The sequence below is a fragment of the Rossellomorea oryzaecorticis genome (genome assembly GCF_038405515.1).
GTDB classification, from domain to species: Bacteria; Bacillota; Bacilli; order Bacillales; family Bacillaceae_B; genus Rossellomorea; species Rossellomorea oryzaecorticis_A.
Map to the genome: position 1 here is coordinate 46,799 of NZ_JBBYAF010000031.1, position 6,166 is coordinate 52,964.

Consider the following 6,166-nt stretch of genomic DNA (forward strand, 5'->3'; position numbering starts at 1 on the left):
TTTGTTGCGCCCATCGGGATATAATTCTTCAAAGTACCGAGTATTTTTCGTGATGTATGGAAGGAAACTATGATAGAATAATAATAATCGAATAGGTTTCCTTCGGGGCAGGGTGAAATTCCCTACCGGCGGTGATGAGCATGATGCTCTTAGTCCGTGACCCGGCTGATTAAAGTTCAGGCGGTGGATTTGGTGAAACTCCAAAGCCGACAGTGAAAGTCTGGATGGGAGAAGGAACGGCAGTATTTCATGATTAACAGATAAGAAACTCTCATTAGAGTTGAGTTTTCTGAATAGTATCATTAAATACGTTTATTTGTCATGCCAATCTCCCCAAGTCAAGTTGCTTGGGGTTTTATTTTTGATAAAGAGAGGAGGCAAAAATGTTGAAACACTCAGATTATATGGAGCTGGCACTGAATATGGCAAAAGCCACACAAGGACAGACATCTCCAAACCCGGCAGTCGGTGCTGTTGTGGTAAAGGATGGAGACATTGTCGGTTTGGGCGCACATCTAAAAGCCGGAGAGGGACATGCAGAGGTTCATGCCATCAGAGCAGCAGGCGAGAAAGCGGAGGGTGCAGATATCTATGTTACTCTTGAGCCCTGTTCTCACTATGGAAAGACACCACCCTGTTCACAACTCATTATCTCCAGTGGGATAAAGAGCGTATTCATTGCAAGTACAGATCCCAATCCACTGGTATCCGGTAAAGGAATACAACAACTGCGTGACGCAGGAATACAAGTACATGTAGGTGAGTGTCAATCTGAAGCGTTGGAACTCAATAAACACTTCTTTCATTTCATAAAACATAAGACACCATATGTAACGTTGAAAACCGCCATTACTTTAGATGGTAAAACGGCAGCTCCTTCAGGAGACAGTAAATGGATTACATCTGAAGAATCAAGACTCGATGTCCACTATGATCGTCACCGGCATGACGCGATATTAGTTGGAGTAAATACCATCATCCGCGACAATCCGCACCTTACCACCCGTTTGCCCCAAGGTGGAAAAAACCCCATTCGAATTATAGTAGATAATCATTTAAGAACACCGTTAGACGCTAACGTTGTGACAGATAATGAGAGCAAGACAATCATAGTAACAAATGAATCTGTAAAAGAAGAAGATAAAATTCCTTTTATGGAAGCAGGTTGCGAAGTCATTTCACTCTCTTTAAGCAGAATCGATCTTCATCATTTATTAAGAGAGTTAGGAAGCAGATCCATTCAGTCCCTGTATGTAGAAGGCGGCTCTGCCGTACACGGTTCTTTTCTCGAAGAAAGAGCTTTTCAGGAATTTATCATGTATATGGCTCCAAAGCTCATAGGAGGCAGAGATGCATTCACCAGCTTTGGAGGCAGCGGAGTTGCTGCTATTACAGAAGGTCTTGAAATGAATATAGTATCCATTGAGTCCATTGGAGAAGATATTAAAATAGTGGCTGTCCCTAAAAAGCACTCCAGCAAGAAAGAAGGTTGATGATTTGTTTACAGGAATAATAGAGGAAATCGGGAAAATAGACAAAATTAAAAAGTCTGCAACATCCATGGTCCTTTCCATTGCAGCAAAAGATATTCTCAAAGATGTCCGTGTGGGAGACAGCATCAGCGTGAACGGGGTATGCTTGACTGTAACAACCTTTACGGAGAGTCGTTTTCAAGTTGACGTTATGCCGGAAACATTTGAAGCTACCACCCTTAGAAATTTATCGGCAGGCTCAACTGTGAACTTGGAAAGAGCCATGGCTGCTGGCGGCCGATTTGGCGGACATTTTGTAAATGGTCATGTAGACGGGATAGGAACGATTACGAAACTGGAGCAAGTCGAAAATGCTGTTTATGTTGAAATTTCAACTCCTAAAGAACTTTCACCTTACTTTATTATGAAAGGTTCCGTTGCGATAGATGGCACGTCACTAACAGTATTCGGACTCAGCGATGAATCTATCACAGTTTCTCTCATTCCCCAAACGAGAGGAGATACGGTTCTTGGTCAGAAGAAGACGGGGGACAAGGTCAACTTGGAATGTGATGTGATGGCCAAGTATTTCCACCGCTTTTATGAACAGGCACAGCTGAAGAAAAGCAGCAAAAGTAAAATCAGCTATGAATATTTGAATCAACACGGTTTCGCTGACTAATGGAGGAGGAATTGAATGTGTTTCATACGATCGAAGAAGCAATAGAGGATCTCAAAAAAGGCAAGGTTGTAATTGTAGTCGATGATGAAAATCGTGAAAATGAAGGTGACTTTGTAGCTCTTGCCGAAAATGCCACGCCCGAAGTCATAAATTTTATGGCTAAAGAAGGAAGAGGCTTAATTTGTGCTCCGATAACAGAGGAGTTATCCAATCGATTAAAGCTTTCACCGATGACTGATGAAAATACAGATCCCCATGGAACCGCATTTACAATCAGCATCGACCATCGTTCTTCCACGACAGGAATAAGTGCATTTGAACGGTCGGCTACCATTCAGAAGCTACTGAATCGCTCGTCCCTTCCGGAGGACTTCAAACGTCCAGGGCATGTATTCCCGCTGGTTGCGAAAAAGGGTGGGGTATTGAAGCGGGCCGGTCATACAGAAGCTGCCGTGGACCTTGCTGCCCTTGCAGGTAAAAATCCGGCAGGTGTCATTTGTGAAATCATGAATGAAAATGGAACAATGGCAAGAGTCCCTGAACTAATGAAAATTGCTGAGAAATGGGACCTGAAAATCATTACTATAGAAGAGTTGATTCGATACCGCCGGAAAAAGGAAATACTTGTTACCCGTGAAGTTGAAATCGAATTACCAACTGAATTTGGTCAATTCAAAGCAGTTGCATATACGGAGAATCTAACTGGTAAAGAACATATTGCCCTGGTAAAGGGGGAATGGAAAGAAGACGAGGAAGTCCTGGTCAGGGTCCACTCGGAGTGCCTGACTGGCGATGTCTTTGGTTCGAACCGCTGTGATTGCGGACCTCAGCTTGCCACTGCACTGACACAGATAGAAGAAGCAGGGCAAGGGGTTCTCCTATATATGAGGCAAGAGGGAAGAGGCATCGGCTTAATCAATAAATTGAAAGCTTACAAGCTTCAGGAGGAAGGTCTTGATACAGTCGAGGCCAATCACAAGCTCGGGTTCGGAGCGGATCTGAGGGAATACGGTATTGGTGCACAAATCCTAAGGGATTTGAATATAAAGCATATTCGTCTATTGACCAATAATCCCCGCAAAATTGCAGGTATTAACGGGTATGGACTAGAGATAGCAGATCGTGTGCCTATTCAAATACCGACAAAGCTGGAAAATGAAAAGTACTTAAGAACAAAGCATTCAAAGTTAGGTCATTTATTGAAGTTCTAGGACCGGATGCAACATTATTAAAAACGATCAAATGGAGGAATGAATTATGAAAACAATTTATGAAGGTAATTTAGTCGGGACAGGTCTGAAAGTGGCCATCGTCGTTTCAAGATTTAATGAATTCATCACATCAAAGCTGCTTGGTGGAGCTGAAGATGCACTTAAGAGACATGGAATTGAGGAAAGTGACATCTCGGTTACTTGGGTACCTGGAGCATTTGAAATCCCGATGATTGCTAAAAAGCTTGCACGTTCAGGAAAATATGATGCCGTCATCACTCTTGGAACGGTTATCCGAGGTGCTACTGCACACTTTGAATATGTGAGCGGAGAAGTCGCTAAGGGAGTGGCAGGTCTTGCTTTACAGGAAGACATTCCAGTGATCTTCGGTGTCCTTACAACGGATACGATTGAGCAGGCAATCGAGCGAGCAGGCACGAAAGCAGGAAACAAAGGATGGGAAGCGGCCGTCTCAGCTATTGAAATGGCTAATCTTGTGCGGGAAATTGATAAATAACAGTAGTTAATGAGTAAAGCCGACTCCGCATTGGAGTCGGCTTTACTGTTTTAGTGAGGTGAGGGACGGGCCTTGGGGAGTGAAAATTCGGTCAGGGGATTTCTTTTATATCAGATACCTGCAAAAAGAGCATGATTGTAGAGCAATGTACATTTTGGGACGCTAATTAATTAAAATCATTCTTAAAAGATCATATATTTCTAAACAGGCTCGTATTTTTTAAAACAGGATCATAAAATCCGGAACAGGATTGTATTTTTTCAAACAGGACCATAAATCCTGAATAAGGATCAAAAAACGTTTGCATCTCAGTCAGATCCGGGCAAGTCCCTCTAGTTGTCTCAACCAGCAGGGGACTATTTGAATAAAGAGTTCATCTATACACATTTGTAGCGTAAAAAAAGCCTGCTTTTATTAAACTATGGAGAAATTCCAGAGAGATTTTGCCACAGCCTGCATTTTCACGCAGGATTTGCCTGGTACCTTGTGATCCACGCCGATAAACACTGCAATTCAGTATGTGTGACAAATCCTCACCACAACAGTTGGAACAACAGAACCAAACATCCTATAATTCTTATTGGCAAACCCTCTCCTTTTTGCTAGAATAGTATCTTGTGGCTCACCCTTTTTAGGGATTGAGCGGGTAGGGAGAGGGCAGTTTTATAGGAAGATTATATGAAGGAACGTAAAGGTATTTTTCAGTTAAAGGATCATGGTACCTCGTTCAAGCAGGAGATAATGGCCGGTTCAATCGGATATTTTACGATTGTGTACATTATCGCTGTTAATGCACTCATTCTTTCTGAAGCTGGAATTCCATTTGAAGGAGCAGTAATGGCCACCATACTGGCTTCTTTCGTTGGATGTTTGGTCATGGCCTTCTGGGCGAATGCACCAATTCTTCTGGTTCCGGGAATGGGTATTAATGCGATGTTTACATTTACTCTGGTGAAGTCTTCAGGTTTGACGTGGGAGGAAGCTTTGGCGGTTGTAGTTGTTTCCGGGATATTGTTTATGATCATTGCGTTTACAAAGCTTTCTAAAGTATTATCGGAAGCCATTCCTAAAACATTAAAAGAGGCGATTACGGTCGGCCTGGGAATGTTTTTGATGTTCATCGGTCTGGAAAAAGGCGGCCTGATCCAAAGAGGAGACAGTGCGCTGATTACGATCGGTGACTTCGGTGAATTAAAGGTGCTGGCAACGGTGCTGACCTTTTTGGTAACGATATTTCTTTTTATCCGCAATGTGAAAGGGCAATTCCTTTGGAGCATCGCTTTTGGGACACTACTTGGTTTCTTTTTTGGAATTGAACCATCCATATCAGGAGACTCCTTTCATTGGAGTGAATATGGTCAGGTATTTGGACAAATTTCATTTGATTCCATTTTGAAAATCCCATTTTGGATCGCGGTATTTTCAGTAACGATGGTGCTCGTATTTGAGAACATCGGCTTGATTCACGGACATGTGGACATGATCGATCAGCCTCACAAATATCCAAAAGCCTTTCAAGCAAATGCTTTTTCTGCATTCACATCGGGGTTTTTTGGAACGAGTCCGACTGTCTCTACAGTTGAAAGTGCAGCAGCTATGACAGCAGGAGGAAGAACAGGTTTAACTTCGCTTACGACAGGGGTATTATTCCTTGGATCTGTTTTGTTCATTCCGTATTTAAAGTGGATTCCGGACCATGCAATCGCTCCGATTCTCATAGTCATCGGCGGTTTGATGATACAAAACATCCGTCATATGGATCTTAGAGATCTGACCGAGGCATTTCCGGCCATCTTCATCATTGCGATGATTCCTTTTACTTATAGCATTGCAGACGGTATAGCGATTGGATTCATCATGTATCCAATCTTGAAAATGGCTACCGGTAAAGCAAGGGAAGTCTCCATTCCGCTATACATCATTGCCGGATTATTCTTAATGAACTTCTTTGTTCATTCAATTCATTAATAAGTAATCCGTTAGAAGAGATTGGGACAAAATGTTTCAATCTAAATAAACCCGAACTAATTTGCCTTTCAGGAAGCAAATTAGATCGGGTTTTTAATTTGTTCAAATGTACATTTAGGTTTAGCTCTTTCTAGCGGTTGATTGGAGTGCAAGACGAAGACTCCTGCGGGAAGAGTAGCTTATGTGAGACCTGTCCAGCTCCAGGTCTTAGAGGCACATGACATAAGTCAAACCGTCCAAGAAGGCAAAGAACGCCTTCGTGGCCGATTCGCCTTATGTCACCCGCCTCTGAACAAAGCCCCTCCGCTTTTCTTCC

General features: G+C 42.7%; 5 protein-coding genes and 1 riboswitch. All 5 genes read left to right on the plus strand.

Annotation, left to right across the window (positions count from 1 at the left end; genetic code table 11):
• Window positions 1-94: 94 nt before the first annotated feature.
• A riboswitch (FMN riboswitch) is annotated at window positions 95-240 on the plus strand.
• 143 nt (window positions 241-383) lie between these two features.
• The 5 genes from ribD to AAEO50_RS15160 all read left to right on the plus strand — a co-directional run bounded on the left by ribD (window position 384) and on the right by AAEO50_RS15160 (window position 5,850).
• Window positions 384-1,493 (plus strand): bifunctional diaminohydroxyphosphoribosylaminopyrimidine deaminase/5-amino-6-(5-phosphoribosylamino)uracil reductase RibD, encoded by a 1,110-nt coding sequence (gene ribD / locus AAEO50_RS15140; protein ID WP_341985127.1) that lies wholly within the window; start codon window positions 384-386, stop codon window positions 1,491-1,493.
• Between the two features lie 4 nt (window positions 1,494-1,497).
• The gene (gene ribE, locus AAEO50_RS15145) at window positions 1,498-2,154 is read left to right on the plus strand and encodes a riboflavin synthase (RefSeq protein ID WP_341985128.1); all 657 of its coding nucleotides are present in this window, start codon (window positions 1,498-1,500) and stop codon (window positions 2,152-2,154) included.
• A 17-nt stretch (window positions 2,155-2,171) separates the two neighbouring features.
• Entirely contained in the window at window positions 2,172-3,365 is a 1,194-nt protein-coding gene (locus AAEO50_RS15150; protein ID WP_341985129.1) for a bifunctional 3,4-dihydroxy-2-butanone-4-phosphate synthase/GTP cyclohydrolase II, read from the plus strand.
• A 46-nt stretch (window positions 3,366-3,411) separates the two neighbouring features.
• Window positions 3,412-3,882 (plus strand): 6,7-dimethyl-8-ribityllumazine synthase, encoded by a 471-nt coding sequence (ribH, locus tag AAEO50_RS15155; protein ID WP_341985130.1) that lies wholly within the window; start codon window positions 3,412-3,414, stop codon window positions 3,880-3,882.
• Window positions 3,883-4,560: 678 nt separating this feature from the next.
• Window positions 4,561-5,850: an NCS2 family permease gene (locus tag AAEO50_RS15160; RefSeq protein ID WP_341985131.1), complete on the plus strand. Its 1,290-nt coding sequence runs from the start codon at window positions 4,561-4,563 to the stop codon at window positions 5,848-5,850.
• Window positions 5,851-6,166 lie beyond the last annotated feature (316 nt).

What these genes read in the sequence shown, in the direction of transcription:
- ribH (WP_341985130.1), top strand. Translation starts at nt 3,412, where the DNA reads ATGAAAACAATTTATGAAGGTAATTTAGTCGGGACAGGTCTGAAAGTG.
- AAEO50_RS15160 (WP_341985131.1), top strand. Translation starts at nt 4,561, where the DNA reads ATGAAGGAACGTAAAGGTATTTTTCAGTTAAAGGATCATGGTACCTCG.
- ribD (WP_341985127.1), top strand. Translation starts at nt 384, where the DNA reads ATGTTGAAACACTCAGATTATATGGAGCTGGCACTGAATATGGCAAAA.